The organism is Borreliella californiensis (assembly GCF_014205885.1).
Classification (GTDB): domain Bacteria; phylum Spirochaetota; class Spirochaetia; order Borreliales; family Borreliaceae; genus Borreliella; species Borreliella californiensis.
This window is the reverse complement of sequence record NZ_JACHFB010000006.1, coordinates 1-17,857: the sequence shown is the minus strand read 5'-3', so window position 1 is coordinate 17,857 and position 17,857 is coordinate 1. Positions and strand designations below refer to the sequence as shown.

General features: G+C 23.3%; 17 protein-coding genes and 2 pseudogenes. 9 read left to right on the top strand and 10 right to left on the bottom strand.

Annotation, left to right across the window (positions count from 1 at the left end):
* Positions 1-727: 727 nt before the first annotated feature.
* Complete coding sequence (locus HNP67_RS07230) at positions 728-880, top strand: transposase (protein ID WP_184125533.1); 153 nt, start codon at positions 728-730, stop codon at positions 878-880.
* A gap of 395 nt (positions 881-1,275) precedes the next feature.
* Complete coding sequence (locus HNP67_RS05745) at positions 1,276-1,938, top strand: hypothetical protein (RefSeq protein ID WP_184125529.1); 663 nt, start codon at positions 1,276-1,278, stop codon at positions 1,936-1,938.
* A gap of 440 nt (positions 1,939-2,378) precedes the next feature.
* Here the strand turns inward: HNP67_RS05745 and HNP67_RS07225 are convergent, their stop codons facing one another.
* Entirely contained in the window at positions 2,379-2,528 is a 150-nt protein-coding gene (locus HNP67_RS07225) for a helix-turn-helix domain-containing protein (protein ID WP_301366273.1), read from the bottom strand.
* A 350-nt stretch (positions 2,529-2,878) separates the two neighbouring features.
* Here HNP67_RS07225 and HNP67_RS05735 point away from each other — a divergent pair, with 350 nt between their 5' ends.
* The gene (locus HNP67_RS05735) at positions 2,879-3,172 is read left to right on the top strand and encodes a DUF5425 family lipoprotein (protein ID WP_184125527.1); all 294 of its coding nucleotides are present in this window, start codon (positions 2,879-2,881) and stop codon (positions 3,170-3,172) included.
* A 202-nt stretch (positions 3,173-3,374) separates the two neighbouring features.
* On the opposite strand, the gene HNP67_RS05730 is transcribed toward HNP67_RS05735, so the two are convergent.
* The 3 genes from HNP67_RS05730 to HNP67_RS05720 all read right to left on the bottom strand — a co-directional run bounded on the left by HNP67_RS05730 (position 3,375) and on the right by HNP67_RS05720 (position 6,099).
* The gene (locus HNP67_RS05730) at positions 3,375-4,487 is read right to left on the bottom strand and encodes a plasmid maintenance protein (protein WP_184125525.1); all 1,113 of its coding nucleotides are present in this window, start codon (positions 4,485-4,487) and stop codon (positions 3,375-3,377) included.
* 155 nt (positions 4,488-4,642) lie between these two features.
* Positions 4,643-4,969 carry a hypothetical protein gene (locus HNP67_RS05725; RefSeq protein ID WP_010890253.1) on the bottom strand — a complete coding sequence of 109 codons (327 nt, stop codon included), beginning with the start codon at positions 4,967-4,969 and terminating at the stop codon, positions 4,643-4,645.
* Between the two features lie 176 nt (positions 4,970-5,145).
* Positions 5,146-6,099, bottom strand: coding sequence for a hypothetical protein (locus tag HNP67_RS05720; protein ID WP_184125523.1), 954 nt, complete (start codon positions 6,097-6,099; stop codon positions 5,146-5,148).
* 226 nt (positions 6,100-6,325) lie between these two features.
* Here HNP67_RS05720 and HNP67_RS05715 point away from each other — a divergent pair, with 226 nt between their 5' ends.
* The gene (locus HNP67_RS05715; RefSeq protein WP_184125521.1) at positions 6,326-6,904 is read left to right on the top strand and encodes a hypothetical protein; all 579 of its coding nucleotides are present in this window, start codon (positions 6,326-6,328) and stop codon (positions 6,902-6,904) included.
* 145 nt (positions 6,905-7,049) lie between these two features.
* Here the strand turns inward: HNP67_RS05715 and HNP67_RS05710 are convergent, their stop codons facing one another.
* The 3 genes from HNP67_RS05710 to HNP67_RS06985 form a co-directional block, all read right to left on the bottom strand.
* Entirely contained in the window at positions 7,050-7,733 is a 684-nt protein-coding gene (locus HNP67_RS05710; protein ID WP_184125519.1) for a hypothetical protein, read from the bottom strand.
* Between the two features lie 1,614 nt (positions 7,734-9,347).
* Positions 9,348-9,944: a virulence associated lipoprotein gene (locus HNP67_RS05705; protein WP_236845742.1), complete on the bottom strand. Its 597-nt coding sequence runs from the start codon at positions 9,942-9,944 to the stop codon at positions 9,348-9,350.
* Positions 9,934-10,194: a hypothetical protein gene (locus HNP67_RS06985; RefSeq protein WP_236845741.1), complete on the bottom strand. Its 261-nt coding sequence runs from the start codon at positions 10,192-10,194 to the stop codon at positions 9,934-9,936. The genes HNP67_RS05705 and HNP67_RS06985 overlap by 11 nt, the downstream gene beginning before the upstream one ends.
* Before the next feature lie 544 nt (positions 10,195-10,738).
* On the opposite strand from HNP67_RS06985, the gene HNP67_RS05700 reads away from it, so the two are divergent.
* The 5 genes from HNP67_RS05700 to HNP67_RS07255 all read left to right on the top strand — a co-directional run bounded on the left by HNP67_RS05700 (position 10,739) and on the right by HNP67_RS07255 (position 15,413).
* Positions 10,739-10,879 (top strand): helix-turn-helix domain-containing protein, encoded by a 141-nt coding sequence (locus HNP67_RS05700; RefSeq protein ID WP_417281425.1) that lies wholly within the window; start codon positions 10,739-10,741, stop codon positions 10,877-10,879.
* 1,730 nt (positions 10,880-12,609) lie between these two features.
* Positions 12,610-12,768, top strand: a complete 159-nt coding sequence (locus HNP67_RS05695) for a hypothetical protein (protein WP_184125517.1) — start codon at positions 12,610-12,612, stop codon at positions 12,766-12,768.
* A gap of 387 nt (positions 12,769-13,155) precedes the next feature.
* On the top strand, positions 13,156-13,323 hold the full coding sequence (locus HNP67_RS05690; protein ID WP_184125515.1) for a hypothetical protein: 168 nt from the start codon (positions 13,156-13,158) through the stop codon (positions 13,321-13,323).
* Between the two features lie 204 nt (positions 13,324-13,527).
* Positions 13,528-13,752 (top strand): DnaB-like helicase C-terminal domain-containing protein, encoded by a 225-nt coding sequence (locus tag HNP67_RS07220; protein WP_184125513.1) that lies wholly within the window; start codon positions 13,528-13,530, stop codon positions 13,750-13,752.
* A 1,502-nt stretch (positions 13,753-15,254) separates the two neighbouring features.
* On the top strand, positions 15,255-15,413 hold the full coding sequence (locus tag HNP67_RS07255; RefSeq protein ID WP_472597594.1) for a hypothetical protein: 159 nt from the start codon (positions 15,255-15,257) through the stop codon (positions 15,411-15,413).
* 307 nt (positions 15,414-15,720) lie between these two features.
* On the opposite strand, the pseudogene HNP67_RS05680 reads toward HNP67_RS07255, so the two are convergent.
* From HNP67_RS05680 to HNP67_RS05670, 3 genes and pseudogenes are all read right to left on the bottom strand, one after another.
* Positions 15,721-15,912: pseudogene (locus tag HNP67_RS05680) on the bottom strand (plasmid maintenance protein); the annotation flags it as partial.
* Between the two features lie 595 nt (positions 15,913-16,507).
* Positions 16,508-16,657: pseudogene (locus HNP67_RS05675) on the bottom strand (plasmid maintenance protein); the annotation flags it as partial.
* A 539-nt stretch (positions 16,658-17,196) separates the two neighbouring features.
* Positions 17,197-17,565: a plasmid maintenance protein gene (locus HNP67_RS05670; protein WP_184125511.1), complete on the bottom strand. Its 369-nt coding sequence runs from the start codon at positions 17,563-17,565 to the stop codon at positions 17,197-17,199.
* Positions 17,566-17,857: the final 292 nt, after the last annotated feature.

Below are 17,857 nucleotides of genomic sequence, written 5' to 3'. Positions count from 1 at the left end.
TTTAATCTCTGCCTATGAAGCTCCTTTTACAAAATTTTCCAATGAATTAACCCTGATATAATTTTAAAAACTATTAAACTACTATTTCTACTCAAAAATTATAAAAACAGCTTTTTACCTCATACCATGATAGCTTTTTAGGCCTTTTATCAGAACGGTTTCCACACCAATAGTATGATAAACAAGATTGACTTCAGGAAATCTCTGTCTTGGTTTTTATTTATTTATATTTAAAAAGCCTAAAATTTAGAATTGTTTTATATCTCTAACATACAAAACACTGTAAGTTAACCTAGTGGCACTTAATTTTAGAGTTACATTTTTAATACCCCAATTACCATATAATTTATTTGACATAAATATACAACTAATTTATGCAAATAGAATCCATACAATCCTAATTTATACTATAATTGTCTTATAAACTTATAACATCCTAAACTACAAAGCAAAGAAATAATTTATATAAAAAAGTCTCTTTTTTGGTTTTTTTGATAATTTTCTTTTAGTATTCCTTAAGCTTATTTTCATGGGTTTTTTATTATTAATTTTAAAAGTTTGCTTATTTTTTCATAATAATCTATCTTATCGCTTTAAAATTGTGCTATATAAAAATCTTACATATCTAAATATCTTTAAAAAAAGTTTCTTTTGGCTGGCATTAGAATATAATTTTGTATTTATAAATGCTGGTATTCTCTTTGCCCAATATTGATTATTCCATGTTATTTATGAAAAACCCCTTAATAACCTCAATTATGATAAGAATCAAATTCATTTATCACTAGAATTTACTTACAATATTCAACCATCTAAATTAATCAATAATATAAAAACGGTATCTTCAAAACTTACAAGAAAAAATATTCTACTTATTTAAATAAGTATTGCTGGAAGCCCTGTTTTTGGCCTAAAACTATTGCCTTATTTATATTATAAGACTCTACCGATAATCATAAAGAGTAATTCGGAGCTAAAATAAATCTATTTTACAAGCTCATCTTTCTACCGAAATTTCAAAGAAATTATAGATGAATAGTTCTTTATTATTTTTTATTTAATTTATAAAAAGCCCTAAGAAATTTCTCTCTTAAGGACTTTTTATAAATGGTTAAAGGTTAAAGATAAATTAAAATTTACAACAATTTAGAAAAAAAACAAAATTAAAAATATTTTTTTACTTGTAATATATATCAATTGATAATTAATATCAATTGATATATATTACTATATTATAATATATAAATTATAATAATTGATTTTTAAAGGATAAAAATGCAAAAAGAAATAACAATAAACTATAATGAATATATAATTGGGGGCATAAAAGGAACTTTCTTTGGGAATTCCCAATATGAAGCTAATTATCGAGCAAAAATAAATGGCTTTATAATTGACTTTTTTAAAATTCCCATAAGCTTAAAGAAAAAATATGAACTTAATATTAGAGCCCTTAGTGATCCTAATTTTTCATCTACAAATATTGCAATGAATTGTATAAATACTTTTAAACTTATAGTTGATATTATTAATATGCAAACCGGAGAAAATTACGACTACGATACATTTATTACAAAAACAGAAACAGAAAAAATGCTTAAATATGGAACAAAAATAATTGCCGCACTAGCAAGACACTTCGACGAACAAAGCAGAAGCAACTTTAATGAAAGCTATTATGAATGGGAAAAAGGCTGGATAGATAAAAAATGGATAAACTATGAACCAACTTCAGAAGAAATCAAAGAAATTCAAGCAATGAATCAGAAATTAAACCCTTTAAAGCTCAAACACGAGAAAAAAACCATTAATAAGGGTCAAATACGGCTTTTACAAGCCATCAACAAAATTGAAAGTCAATCACAACAACAGAATGTTAAAACAAAAAGCACAACTAAAAAATTAAAAGGTAATCATGGGGGAAAAGCCAAAATTTAACATTTTGCTTAAAAAAGTTTAATTTTATTTATTATCATTAAATAATATTTACAAAATTAAAAAAATAAAATATTATATATGTAAGGTAGAAAACAATCTGCCAACAGTCCCAAACACCCCTATTAATCCTCTCCAAATAAGATTAGGGGTAGGGACTACTTCTTTTTTTAAAAAACTAAAACATTCAGAGCCTAAACTAATAAGTTTATAGCAAATAGAAAAAATGAAAATTTAAAAAGCATATATTAACTAAAAATTTTTATTGTGAATATTAAGTATAAAATTTTAATAATCTTATTAAGATGTAAACTGCTGTCGGTATTTTTTTATTACTACTTTTTTAATAATTTTATCGCTTTAAATGCTCCTGTATGGGTACAGACTGGATAAATCAATTTATAGCGATATAAAGAGCTATGTTTAAGATATCAACTTTTTTTTTAGGAAAAAAAACTCTTATTTATACTTATACTTATTTGAATACGCAATAAAATTTTGCTTATTTTTTCACAACAATCTTTCCTATCACTTAACATTTTGTTATACAAAAATCTTGCACATCTAAATAATTTTGAAAATTTCTTTTGGATTTAGTATATTAATAATTAATTTTCAATTCTATTTAAAAAATAGATAATAATTTGATGCATTATTTTGGTGTTATAAAATAATATTTTTACATTTTTTACTAGTTTATATTTCTTTTATAAGAAGAGAGAATTTTGTTAAAATTTTGCTTTAAAAAATGGTTGATTTAGAATACAATTTCTATGACTAAAAATTGATAAAAATAGATATAAACTTTACCTACTTGTATTTTATTAAAAAATAAATTGGCTATATATGCTACAATAATGCATAACTTTAAATTTTAAAATATTGTTACTTGTGGTTTTTGCAAGGTAAATTTTGATTATTAGAATTGAGGAGAAAGAGATTTATGAACAAAAAATTTATTATTTCTTTATTATCTATAAAATTAAATTTTTTATTGGTATTGGGTTGTGACTTATCAATAAATAACGACCAAAACAAAATAGATAAAATTTCGGATTTTGAAAATAAATATATGAATAATTTAGACTATCAATGTTTAGGCAAAAAAGATTCCGAAGTTAAAAATTCTCAAATTGAATTAAATGCAAATAATAATAAAAACCATTCTTATTCTTCTAGAATATCTAATGTTTCAACTTACTATGATAAAACTCATACATCTTGTAAAAAAAGATGATTGGTTTTCTTTTGAAAATAAAAAAACTCTTTGCCTACAGTTTAATTTTAGAGGCTTTTAATTTGTATATTAAATGTGAATTTCTCATATTTTTTTGACATAAATTCATGTGCTCAAATATATGTTAAATGTTGTTGAAGTGAAAAAATTTTAAGAATAAAGCTTGTATATGCTAGGGTTTTTTCTTATGTTTCAATAGCAATTAATTTTGATTAATTTTGATTTTGCTGATTCTTTTAAACCCTTTGTTGTCAGAAAAAAGAATACTTACTCTTTTTTTATTATTAACAATTTTTTTATTTTCTTTTTCATATTTGCCTTGATATTTTTCTTTTAAATTTTTACTTAAAACCGTTTTTTTAAATCTTTTTTCCCAAATTTCGTTGAAGTCATTTGTTTTATCGGTTTTTCCGTTCATCATCCATATTTTTTTACTATACCTACTTTTAAATTCTCTTATAAAATGATTTAAGATGTCTTCTATTTTATATTCTTCTTTGTATTTAGTTATTGCCAAATTCAAGTTTCTCAATGCATTTATGTATGTTTTTTCATTATTACTTGTTTGGAGTATTTTTGTTATTTGCGATTTTTCTATTTTGTAAACTTTTGTTAACTTATTTACAATATATTCTTTGTAAGAAATTTTATTTATTTTTTCATGTTCTTTTTTTGTAGAATTCTTTATCTTATTTATATCTTTTATACCTTTAGGTATAACATCTGCAATTGATTCATCTGCAATTGAGCTTTTAGATTTTATATTTTTTATATTATTCTTATTGATAGTATTTTTAATCTCTTTAGAAAAGTCAGGTACTATTTTTTTGTCTTTTAAATATTCTTTTATTTCTTCATTAATCGCTTCCTGAATAATTGTAAAACGGTGTTTCCAAAGGTTTTTGTTTTGTATATAAAATGCAAAGCTTCCATTATTCTTGCCTAAATGTTTTAGTTTAGTTGTTATTAGGAGTATTTGATTTAAAAATGATATATCATATTCCAAGGTCCTGATTGATATTTTTTTATTATCTTTTCCAAGACATTTATTAACTATATTGTATATTTCTATTGTGGAATATGTTTTAAGTTTGTTAGATTTATAGTATTCTTTGTTTTTAAGTTCAATTGCCCAGCATACCTTGAGTATCCTTTGATATATGGACTTTTTTTTAGTTAAATATGATTTTAGTCTTGAGTGTTTTAATTCTATTAAATTAGAGCTTGTGTTTTTTTGATTGTACCTTATAATTTCTTCTAATGTTATAAGATTATTAAAAATTGTGTTGACATTATTTTTTATTTTTATTATCATTATATTATCCTGGCTTCTGAAGTTAAATTTGTTGTGGTTTCAGAAGCTTTTTCAATTATTTGGCTTGCATTCTAAATTCTTACTGTATTACAAACGAAATAATTAGCTCTTTACTATATTTTATAGTAATGGTTTTAAAATGTCAATATAATAGATTATAAAATATGACCCATCTTTTTTGAAGCAATTTGTATTTCATGTTTTGTAGATTTTCGGCTCATTATTTTTTTTGCTTGCTCAATTCTTAATTGAATTGTTTCTTTCATACTATTTGTTATAGGTTTAGGTCTTCTAAAGTCCATTAGAAAATATGTGCAAAAATCTTCTAAAAGGTAAGGCCGGTTGTCTACATGGATTGCGCATTTTAAAATTTTTGATTTTTTAGATATAGTATTTTTGCTAATTGAAAGATTATAAGAATCTTCTAATATATTTTGGAATTCTTTTAAAGAATAAAGTCTTACACCGTTAATACTTAACATAAATACCTCATTAATTTCATTCTATTATATATTGTGTGTTAGTTTCAAGGATATTGGGTTATATGTTGAATACTTTTTGTTAGAGAGTTTGTTAATAGTTGTTAGGTTATGTAGTTCGGGAAGATTATAGTAATTTGTTTTGTCAAGAATTACAGCAATTTATCTTACCAAGGAATTTACAATAACGTGATATTTTTAAGAAATGGGTTTATACTTGAGGCTTGGTTTAAGTATTTTTTTTCAATTTTATCCTCTAATAAGGTGATGTCGATTCTGATACAGCTATTTTCTTGTATAATATTGAGGTCATTTAATATAAAGTCTAAGTTATTTAAGTATAAATTTTGGGGCAAAAAACTTATTCTTTCTAAGAAAATTAACCTTATTTTTCCTCCCAATCCATTTTCATTTTCAATAAAAGAGCTTAATGTTTTTAGAATTTTTTGTTTGTTGTTGATAGTTTTGATTTGATTTGATTTTGTTAAGATTAGTTCTTCGTAGATTTTTGTGCTTAGATTTAATAACATTCTATTTGTTGTTTTAATGTTTACATTTAAATTTTCATTAGTTTTTATATCGGCGGTATTAATAGTTTTGATATTTGAATAGCTGATTTTTGTTAAAAAGGGAAATTCAATGGTCTTCTTGATGCCCTTTAATAGTAAATTAACTTTTTGATTGTTTGCCTTGTTTTCAAAAAGGTAAGTATTATTATTTTTTATAATAGGGATAAACGCATTTTCTATATTTTCTTTTCTATAAATAGAGCCAAGTATTTTAAGTTCGATTAGGTAAATTTTATCTTTATTGCTAGATTTTAAATCAATTGTATAAACTTTGACTACCATCATGTCGTAAACTATTTTGAGTTTTTCTTCACTTACATAGTTAATATAAAATTCAAGTTTTCCCTTTAGAATGTCTTGTGGTAATTTAGAAAATTCATTTGACCTTAATTGCAAACTAATAATTCCGCCTTTAAATGTTTTAAGTGCTATATTCTCTTTTGAATTTGTTTGAGTAGTTTTTTCAAAATTAAGTTCAAATTTAAAAGCTATTGGGTTAATAATGAAGATTTTTTTGTTTTTTACAAAGTAAGTGTTAATAATTGACCATGGGTCAGTATACACAATCTCTCCTATAGATGCACTTTGAAATTTATATAAATTGGGATTAGATATAGTCTAATCTTTTAAATTGGTTTTTGTTAGAACAACACCTAATAATAATAGTTTTTTGAATTTAATTCAAGCTATAAAATTAGAATATTTTATTTTAATTGATTATATTATTTAATTTTCTAATTTTTGAGAATTTTATTTTAAATAAATATAAGATAAACTAAGGGGGATTTTAATGAGTTTAAAATTTATTTTAAAGTATATTATTTTTGTATCTTTTTTAGTTTCTTGTCAAACTTATCAAATAGCTTATGATAGGTTTTCTCAAATATTGGATTCACAATATGATATTGGGGCAAATTATTCTAGAGATGCGATATTTAAGTCTGTAATTTCTATTAAATATGATAAATTGAAAAATAAAAGGGAATACTTTATTTTGGTTAGAGCTGAGTCTAGAAATTCTGGTCAAATAAAGCTTGAAAAGATAATTACAGACACTAGGTTTGAGTCTAAAGGAGAGTTGGTTTCAGAGAGCAGTAGACGTGTTGTTTATTATAACAATTTTTATGATTCATATTTTCCTTATGATTATACAACAGTGGTTACTGAAAAAAATATTAAAGTAGAAATTTATAAATTTATTATTCCAGAAAGTGAATTTATAAGATTTGTTGCTTTGGGTAATGATGATATAGCGGCATTTAGAATTTATGCATTTAGGAACGATGTTATTGTAAGTTTTAATAAGATTCCTTTTAAAAAGTTTTTGGACGATTTTAACTTAAAAGTTAAAGTGCTTGGTGGTGGTTGACTTTAATTTGAATAATTTTTAAGTCCAAGTTAAATGGGAACCTGCTAGAAAGGATATGGATTAAGAGCATTTAATATAAACAAGTTTTTTGATACTAATTTATTATTATATCGACTTTAAAATATTTTTAATATTATCTATTCTGTCAATCTTTTGAAAAATTTATGAATTCTAGTATGGCCTTTTCATTTCTCAGCAAGAATAGTCCTTCTCTTATTCCATTATGGAATTCTTCAAAAGAAATTAAGACTGTTTTTAAATTCTTATCTTTATTGTCTATATTGTCATAATAAAAGATAAAGTAAGGCCTTCCTGTATTATCTTTAAAGCCAAGAAAATTTACAAATATTGCTGTTTCTTGAAAATCTGTTTTTAAATTGTATGAGTGACCATTTTTGTATAAAAAAATTCCATTTCCTTCAAGATTTTTAATTTCTAAATTATTAATTGTATTTTTAATTTTAGTAAAACTTTCAATTGCTTGTAAAATATATTTTATTGATGAAAATTTGGCGTAGTATATGCGGTTATTGATTTGAAATTCTAAAAAGATTCCGTATTCGTTTCCGGCTCTAATTACATCTTGCTCATTTTTAATAGAAGTTGCAATTTTTTTGTCAATAACAAGATTGATTTTGAATGTAGAAATATGGTTTAAGGTTTTTACATTGTCAATTGCCAAATCTTTTGCTAGATAGACTTTATAATTAATAAATATCCCTTTTAGATTTTTAATTTTAGCTTGTTTAAATTCGTAGTTTATGCTTTGAGCATATATTGTCAGATTTTTAATCAAAAATATTAAGAATATAATAGTTTTACTTTTCATTATACAACTTATTATATGATATCAGTCTTGAATAATTTTAGTAAACCGTTTTTATCTATTAAGTCTAAAAATTTTATAAATTTTAGCTATACAAGTAGGTTTTGTTGGGTTTTTAGAGATTATTTCTTTTAATATTTTGTGAAAATTTGTGTCAGATAAGCAAGTTATTGTTTTTAATCAAAGATTTAGAAACAGTAGCTTGCTATATTCTATGATAGATTTTAGTTTCTTTTTTAAAGAGTGGTTATTTTAAAAAGGGGATGATTCACAGCTTTGTTTCAAGTCGTTTTTTTCTTAGTTTTTTTATAATTAGCCATAATTTTAAGCATAAATGGGTAAATTTCAAACTTTCATCTTTTCTGTCCAAAGAATAATACTTATTTTCTATAAAGAATAGGAAATAAGTATTATTAAATTCAATTGTGATAATGATCTAATCATATTCATTTATTAATAGAATTTGCTTTCAATATTCAACCTTCTAAATTCATCAATAATTCAAAGAAAATAATCTTAAAGATTTATAAGAAAAGAACATTTACTTATTTATATAAGCATTATTTAATCCCTTATTTTGGTCTTTAAAAGTTATTTATCTTCTACTAAATTATTGGCATCATCAAAAAGTATACTCAAAGCCAAAATAAATCTATTTATTAACAAATTCATTTCAATCTAAATTTCATGGAAATTATAGGTGAATAATTCTTTGTTAAAGTTATCAATTAGGATAACTTAAAAAAGTTTATATATTTGTTTAGCAAGAGTTTTAAGTTAAAGAGTTTAATTGATTTTTTATTTTCTATATACAAAAAGAAAACCCCTTAAAGATAAGAGGTTCATTTAAAAGAATGTATGGTATGAAGTAAATATTGATAATAAATTCTTTTAATTTTAAAAAAGGAGAATATTTAATACTCAATTATTAGTTCAATAATTGAGTATTCCCACATATTTTAAAATTTTTTTTTAATATTTGATTTTTGCAGAAAAAATCAAATATTATTTAGAGCCAAAATAAGGAGTTAAATAATGCTTATATAAATAAGTAAATGTTCTTTTCTTATAAATCTTTAAGATTATTTTTTTTGAATTATTGATGAATTTAGAAGGTTGAATATTGAAAGCAAATTCTATTAATAAATGAATATGATTAGATCATTATCACAATTGAATTTAATAATACTTATTTCCTATTCTTTATAGAAAATAAGTATTATTCTTTGGACAAAAAAGATGAAAGCTTGGAATTTACATATTTATGTCTGTAGTTAGCAACTATACTATGTTAATAATTAACAATATATATACAGCGATTATTAAAAGCTAACAATGTGTCACGTACGCTAAGTATAAGATATTATAAAATACGAGTAGGCATTATTTTATTTTTGGTTTAAAAGCGATTGTCTTTTTTACTAGATGAGTTTTTAGAGATCATAAAAAGCATATTTAAAATACACAAATTAATTTTACAAACTTATCTCTAATTAAATTTTTATGTAAATTATAGGTGGAAAATTCTTTTTAATTTTTGGTTAAAGCGTTAAGTCTACCTTTAATAAAAGGTAGGCTTTTGCATTATTGTAACAATTTTAATACATAACTTAAAGGTTAGTTATATATTGAAAATATTTCTCTTTGTAGTTCGTATGCTTCTATCTCTTTTACTAGTATTTGATTGTAAATTATTTTTGCATGAGAGCCAAGCTTATTTATATCTGTGTTTATACCATTTTTATTATTTTGATAATCTAATAAAAGTTGGTGCATAATTTCAGAGACTGTTGTTTTTATAGATAATAATTTTTCAAACAAATTTTTAAGCTTATCTAAATTTGGAATTCCTAGTTCTTCTAGAGTTTCTTTTTTGGAATATAAGCTAACAATTACCTCTTCAAAAATATTTCCAAGGTCGTTAAGGGTACTAAATACTTCTAGCATCTGAGGTGATGCTGTTAGCATTTTTGAAAAGTTCTCTAATTTATTATCATCAATATTTAGGGTGCTATAAATATTTTTTCTATATTTTTTAGATATTCTGCTATTGTCGGATGCCTTTATATTTACTTCTTTGGAGCTTGACCAAAAAATGAGTTTGAAAGCTTCCAGCAATCCATATTGGTTTTCAGGTTCTTCTTCCAACTTTTTTTTATATTTTTCGTTATCTGCGTGAGCTTGTTCTATTAAATTTCTTAAATCATAAGACATTTTGTCTTCTGGGTTTATTAGTGATTTCCTCTTGATTAGGGTTTATTTCTTGATTGGGGTTTATTTCTTGATTAGGGTTTACTTCTTGATTGAAGTTTGCTTTTGTTTTAGGTTTGAATCCTTTTTTCTTGGATTTTAGTCCTTTTTTACTAGATTGATACCTTATATCTTTTTGGTTGGTGTTAAAATCTGGATTGCAAGCATTTAAAAATAGAAAAATAAATAAGCTAGCAATGATGTTATATTTCATGAACATTCTCCTTAATTAAAATCTAATATCAATATAATTTAATATTAATATTAAGTTATATTTAATATAATATAGATATATTATTAAAATAATTGCAACCATATTTTCATTGCAAGAAGTTTTATAGTATTTTGAGCTTTCTAAAAATTATTTTGATTGATTCTTATCAAATATTTTAATAAATAGTTATTTTGACCCTGAACACTTTTTGGTATCCTAATAGAGGCTTTTCCAGCAAGAGATGTGGCATAATAGTTTTCATATCAAAAATAAGGTTTCAAGCAATGTTTATCTAAATAAGTAGAATATTTTTCCTTATATATCTTTAAGATGCTATTTTTAGATTATTGATGAATTTAGAGTTTGAATATTGAAAGTATATTCTAATAATAAATGAATATAATCCTTATCATAATTGAATTCATTGGGGTTTTTCATAAATAATATATATTTAAGTATTATTTGATAAAGAGAAGATGAAAGTTTGGCATTTATGCAGGTATTTTTATTTTAGCAATTAACTAGATGATAATTAATAGAATATATGAGTGATAATAAAGCTTATAAGTACAGAATATATTCTAACACTAATCAAAAGAAATTTTTCAAAAGTATTTGGATGTGTAAGATTTTATATAGCAAAATGTTAAGTGATAGGATGGATTACTATGAAAAAAATAAGTAAAATTTTATTACTTGCCCGAGTAAATATAAAAAATAGTTTCTATTAATTATAAATTAATCATTATCTGATTGATTAATTTATAATTAAGCCTTTGATTTGTTATGTAATTTAAATTTTTATTTGTAACCGCCAATTATTAAAAATGAAATTATTAAAGGTAATTAATTTTACATCAATTAACTTTAAATATACTTCTTTTAAAGAATATATCATTAGTATATTAATCTATTGATACTACTATTATTAAATTAAAGATTTGTAGGAATAGCAGTTTGTTTATTATTAGAATTAAAGTTTATGTAAATTAAAGTTTAAAAATTCTTTATAATCTTGGGTTAGAATGTTAAACTTATCTTTAATAAAAGGTAGGTTTTTGTATTATGGCAATTCCAATATGCAATTTCTGTTTTAGCTGTTTCTATTAAATTTCTTAAATTATCAAGCAGTGTGTTTTCCATTTTTATTAAGATTTTATTATTGGTTAGAGTTTTCTTTTTAAACCAGGTTTGCTTCTTTAATTTGGGTCTTATTTTTGCGTTAGAATTGCTTCTATTTTAGGTTTTAATCCTTTTTCCTTAGATTTTAGTCCTTTTTTACTAGATTGATACTTTATATCTTTTTGATTGGTGTTGAAATCTGGATTGCAAGCATTTAAAAATAGAAAAACGAATAAGCCTCTTTAAATATTTATGTTTTATAAATGTTTTCCTTAATTAAGATCTAAAATCTTATATCAAAGATAATCCAATATTCAATATAGAATGTTGAGATTATCATAATAATATTTTTATTGCGAGAAATTTTATAGTAGTTTAAGTTTTTTAAAAATCTATTTTGTAATATGGTTGAATAACTTTTAATAAATAAATAAATTTATTTATTAAAAGTTATTTATTATATGCTTATAATATTAATTTTCTATGGATCAATATAATGATTTATTATTTAATAATTCTTGAGAAAAGATAAAATTAGTATAGATCTAGGTATCATATTTATTAGCTCTAGAGCAATCTATTTTAATAGAGCTTTTTAAGTTTAGTAATAATAGTATTTTGATAAACTTGTATGTTATATTACTTTGATAGTAGGATAGCAAGGTATATATTAGGACTTTGCGTAATGTTTATTAATAGCTTGCTTTAATATTTTTCATTTCTTGATAAATTTGTTGATGAGAAGTGGAAAGCATAGCTATAATGGAGGTTATTTAAGAAATAAAAATATGTGAAAATGGATGTTTTAACACTGGTACAGGAGAAAAATGTTTTCAATTTTTTATTGCTTTAATGGAAGCAATAGGCTTTACTGTTAATAAAGTTAAACTCTGCGTATAAGAATTTTTTAGAGAAATTTAAAAAGAAAATAGAACACAAGGATTTTCTAAATATAAGAGTATAAAAATAGGATAACTTTTAGAGTTAATAATCAAAAAAAAATAAAATCAAAGAAAAATCTTTTTACATAATTGTTCTATTATTTTGTGGTTAATTATAGAAAACACAGCAATATAGGATTTATCAATTAAATGTATACAAAAAGTAATGTTTGGGAGAAAAGCATTACTAATTTGGGATATATGAGTCTATAAAGCAATTATCTATAAATCAGAGTAGTATGAAAACCTTGTATCATAAAAATTTATGAATATTTTGAAAGGGTTTGTGGTTGGAGCAGACAAGTTTCTATTTTTTTTCATAATTTTTTAATAAGGAGGAAAATGGATTGATTTGTTTCTATTTAAAAGATGCAGGAGATGCGTTTTAGGCATGTTCTATGGGTTTAAAAAAATCAAGTATGATGAATTTTACAGTGATTTTATGTTTGTAAATTTTATAAAAAAATCAAAACTTTTAATAAAGCCTTATTACATTGAGTTTGGGGGTTGAAATCGGCTGTGTGTTTTTGTATATTCTCCGAGCGAGGGCTTATTTGTTGGGGGTGTAATAATAAGATTTTCTAAAAAATTATATAAGCTAATATTTGATTCAGTAAAATAATTATTCAAATCTTATTCCAAAGATTTAAATATCACGGGTATTGTAACTAATTTGATTGTTTACATTAAAAATATAAAATTGGAAATTTTAGTTGCATAGTATTGGGTGATTTTGAAAATATTTTATTATTTAGTTTTGATTTGTGTCCCAATATTTTTGGCAAGTGGATAAATTATGGGAAGGAAGAAGTAGTTTTGACAACAAGATATTACTGAAGATCAAATATAATTGATTTTCTAAGAGAGCTTTAAGTAATAATTAAGGATGATTCTAAAAATGAAAAATAATTTTGGTATTAAAGATATTATTGAAAATAATGGCCTTTTTAATCGTGATTTAGAAAGTGTTGTAATTGGCAGTTTGATAGACAGCACTTTTTTTAAAATTTTTATGGTCAATTTACATACAAAAGGAGTGCCGATTGCTTCTATTATAAGTGCTTGATGACGAGTTTATAAAAGATGGAAATTTGGTTTTAGGACCTTTTGACATAAATGAATAGGGCTTTAAACAAAATTAGAGTGTTGGATTTTTACGCTTGAAATGTGGGTTAAATCTATTGTAATAAGACTTGTTTCAAATAATGTTAAGTCAAATATATTATAAGATTGATGATAGTAATTTAATTAATAAAAATGAGCTAGCTGCATGTTAAGGTATTTTCAACTTAATAATTTATCTTTTTATATTAAAAGTATGCAAGGCATTCAAATACACAAATTAAAAGCTCAAGCTAGAAAAATGAAAAAAAATTATAATATTCAGATTATTTTCATTGACTATATAGGTTTAATTACTATGTTGCAGAATAATGTTTTTCTTTTTGAACAATATTCATTTTCGATCCGTACTATTATGTGCACTTGCTTTTGAGTTTGAAAAATTCTAATAATAGCTTTGTCGCAAGTTATCAGAAGTGTGTAGGTGTGTGTGTAAAGAAGGTAAAAGAGCCTAGTTTAGCAATTTTAAAAATTGGGGGCTTTAGAGCAGGATGCGCATTGTAAATTTTTTTGCATCAAAAGAATAAAGAATATAAACTTAATAATAATGCTTTAAGTTGGGATAGGTGTGGCTAAAGTAAAAGTTATAGTCGCTAAAAATAGAGGTGGAGCTACTGTTACTGCAGTTATGGACTTTATACCTAAGTTTACAAAATTCATAGATAATAATAATGGAATATATGAATGTTGCTAAAGCTTATAAGTATAGAATATGTTCTAATGTTAATCAAAAGAAATGCTTTTCAAAAGTATTGGGAGGTATAATATTTTTATATAAAACAAAAAAATGTATAGTTGTATTAAGAGTGTAAATTATGAAATATATTAACTTAGAAAAGCAATTTAGGATAAGGCTTTACAAAAAGACATACCCAATTTAGCGCAAGATTTAAAACAAAGTTGTAACTAAAATCTAGAAAATCATAGAAAATTCTTATTAGAAAAATTCGGAGTGAACAATAGAATAATAATTCTTGTATCAATAACATGCATGATAGAGATATAAATGCAAGTATAACCTCTAAGCTTATTATTATAAAGAAATAAAAACTTAGGCAGGAACTGCCTAAGTTTTTATTGCAAAAAAAGCCCAAAAGCTACCATGGGAAGATGCAAGAAGCTATTTCTATAATCTTTGATAGAAATAGCAGTTCACATTCCAACATTAAAATTAGGGTTATCTAGTATGTCTTGTTTTACGATTTTCATCATCAATCTGCGGATATAAATGATATAGTAATTTAAAGTTGTTTAGATTGCCTATATTAGTGATTGATTCTATTGCTATTTAGGTTTATTCCTCAATAAATATATTTTGATAATTAAATGATAGTGCAATTTATGAAATTTTGGTGGAGATTAATTTGTTAATAAATAGATTAATCAATAAGATATTACCTAAATGATTAATAATTAAAAAGAGTAAAATTATTTATAGTTTATTCTAATTTAAGCAAATTAATATAATCTTAATTAACAATCATTATATATTTTTGATTAGGATAAAGGGATAATATTTTTATGAGAAAAGATTTATTTTTATATACAGTGTTAATGTTATTATTGAAAATTTTGGAGAACGGAAATATGATAATTTAATTTCTATAGAGTTTGGGGAGTCTTTAGAATTATTGAATAACAAGGTTAATATACCAAATATTCCAACTGAGCGTGTTCAAAAAAAGAAGAAATAAAAAAAGAGGATTTAATTCCTTTTGCTGATGAAGAAAAGAGAGCAAATAAAGCAATTAAAGATATAGAAAATATAAAATATTCTTAGAGACTCTGGATTATTTTCTGAGTTAATTACGGATCTGAGTATAGTTAAAGATGAATGTATTTCAATAAAAGATGATTTTTATAATGTGATGAGCGATGAGCAAGATTCAGAATAAAAAAACATCATTAATGGAAAATTATAAGAACAATAAAGGTAAGATAAATAAACTAACACAATTGGGATATAATTTAAAGATAGATATTATTAAATTAGATGAATTTATAAATAGATTAATATGGCAGAACAAGAGATAAGATCTGCAGCTTTATTTTTTTGATAATGCTCAGAAAAGTTTAGAAGAAAGTATTATTTATTAAAAGATTAGAGATTAAAAATAAGGTATCTTATGCATCACAATTGTCTAGACAAGCTCTAAGTAAAGCCCAGGGTTTTAGCTTTTAAAAAAAATAACTTAGGATCTTATTTTTGCTGAGACAATGGCTAAAAAGCAAGAGGTAAAAGAATTTATAGAATATGTGAAAGCTGTTTTACAAAGTTTTGACGAATAATAAAATATATAAAGATTGTAGAAATAATGGTTCGCAGATATTGTTAGCTTGTATTTTGATAATAGTTAGTTGTGACTTTTATTTCTTTTTCAATTTATAAATATATTTTTGCATAGTTCTTAATGTAGAGATGGCTTGACCATTTCTTTTTAAATTTTTATTGAAATAATATAATATGTTTTTTTGGGGTATATTTTTGATTTTTGTTGTTTAAATAGGCTAGTGTTGAGATAAGAACTATCAATTTATATTTGTATTTATAGTGACTTTAATTTTCGCAAATTATGCTATTAATATATCTGGATTTTAATTTCAATTTGGGATATATTGATTTTTGATAAATTCATAAAATAATTTCCAAGAATTTTTAAGGTGTTTATAGTAATTTTACTAATGAATTACTATGAGTGCCTATCATTTTTAATGCGAATTCTCTAAGATTAAATTGTTATTTATTCTATGATAGATAGCTATTTATAGGAATTCTTAATTTTTGTATAACATATTTTTAGAGGATAATTAATTGTGTAATAAAGTTTGAATATATTTTTTTCTACGTTATATTTATTAGTTATGATTTTTAGTTTGTTTTCTAAATTATCGAGATTTTTTTCTAATAAATCTATTCCAATATTTTCACTAGTATTGCAATATTTATGTATGTTAGAATTAAACATGCGAAGATAAAGCCTCTACTATAGTACCCAGTATTTGAACTTAGGTCAATGTTGTCTAGTGTGTAAACAAGAATTATTAAGTGATAAGATAGCGTATTTTTGCAATTCATTTTTGATATTTCTTTCAAAAATTTTTCCAAATTAGTATTCCTAGTAATTTTTATTATTAGTCATATAATAGAGTATGGTTTTTTGTGTATATTTCTTATGTGTTTTGTTTAGATAGCACATTGTTGAAATAAGAACTATTAATTTATGTTGAACTTTATTATAGCAATTTCTAGGGTTTTTATTTATTGGGTTTGTATTCATATATGACCCCTCCTTGTTAAAAAAAACTGATCTGTTTACAATATAACTTGACTATATTTTAATTTTTGTTATACTATAGATAGTTCGATGCGAACTCGAATTGTAAAAATCTGATCATGAAATAGGGCTTAAAGCAAGTTTTTTATAAAGAATTTGTCTTAAGCCCTATTCATTTTATGTAACACTAATTTCCCCAATTTACGGTTTATTTATATATATTTTAGTAATTGTTATTTATTAGGCTTATGATGGTCTAGGGCATAATAGGCCTAGATTTTTCTTGTATTTGCCCTATTTAAAATAGGGTAAAATTTTAAAAAGACATAAAAAGTTCCATTATAAATGGCGTAAAATAGTTTTCCGTGCTATTAAGGACATATAGGGATTAATTGTAAAATTAATTACTATATGTCCCTATCTTTTTTACTTATGGATCAGAATATTCTTTATTGGGCCCTATTATGCTCTAGAGCGTAATAGGTCTAGATTTTTAAAATTGCATTCTATTATGTAAAAATAATTTTCTGGATTATATTAGCTTACATATTAGGATGAGAACTATAAATTTTAGTGCAACAATCTTCTACAGGGTAAAGGAGTATATAAAGGCCTATAAAGCTTTTATTTTCTTTATTTGTAGAACATTTTAAGATTATTTTTGGGGTTTTTTCTAATATTTCAAGATATTCTAATAGGGTTTTATAATTAACTCCATGTTGATTAGTTTTAGCGAGAGCCGCATTAAACTTGTTTTTTATTAAGAAATAAGTGTAATTTTTATTTGCACTATAGAATAATTCTTCATTCATATGATTTAGTGTTTTGACAAGAATAATTAACTTATTCTTATTAAATTTGATTTTATTTTGCATTTTTGCGACTAATGTATTGTTAATTACTCCATCCATAATGAATTAACCCCCTATTATATTAAATTTATATTACAAATATAGCACAGTATTTTTAAATTTTTTTAGCGTAAAACAATATATTTATAAAGTTTTGCATAAGATTATTTTATATATTTACAATTAAGTAGTAGTGTTTTCTTGTAAAAATTGCAAAAATTAATTTTTTATTATTTAGGGTTAAAGTTTTAGCTATTTAGGTTAATCTTGAGAATAGAAATATCTATACTAATTAAAAATTATATATATAATTTTTAATTAGTATAGATATTTCTATTCTCAAGATTAACCT